Source organism: Aminobacter sp. P4_D5 (genome assembly GCF_056401815.1).
The window spans coordinates 1-557 of record NZ_JBFUIP010001209.1 but is presented as its reverse complement, the minus strand read 5'-3'; the positions used below and the strand labels follow the sequence as shown (position 1 = coordinate 557).

The following is a 557-nucleotide window of genomic DNA, read 5'->3' as shown; positions in this document are numbered from 1 at the left end:
GCCCAGCACGGATCGCGGAAGCGACGAGTTCGTGGCGATGGAGTGGGACCAGGTGCTGGACCTGCTCGCGGCAGAGCTGAAGCGGGTCAAGGAGAAGCACGGGCCGCAATCCATCTTCGGCGGCTCCTATGGCTGGTCSAGCGCSGGGCGCTTCCACCATGCGCAGAGCCAGGTGCACCGCTTCCTGAACATCGCGCTGGGCGGCTACGTCCGCTCGGTGAATTCCTACAGCGCGGGCGCCTCCGGCGTGATCCTGCCCCGCATCGTCGGGCCAATGGAGACCGTCTCCCGCCGCAACGTCACCTGGGAGGCGATCGCTGAGCACAGCGAGATCGTCCTCGCCTTCGGCGGCATGGCGCTGAAGAACAGCATGGTCGCGAGCGGCGGCATTAGCCGGCATATCGAGCGCGGCTGCATGAAGGCGGCGCGCGACCGCGGCGCGGAATTCGTGCTGATCGGCCCTCTGCGCGACGACCTGCCGGAGGAGGTCGGCGCCGAGTGGCTCCCCATCCGCCCCAACACCGACACGGCGCTGATGCTCGCGCTGACCCACACGC

1 protein-coding gene is annotated in these 557 nt (G+C 68.8%); it reads left to right on the top strand.

The window, feature by feature from the left end; genetic code table 11:
* Window positions 1-557, top strand: a 557-nt coding sequence (locus AC1DWF_RS37530; protein ID WP_476843490.1) for a molybdopterin-dependent oxidoreductase, incomplete at both ends; no start/stop codon positions are given.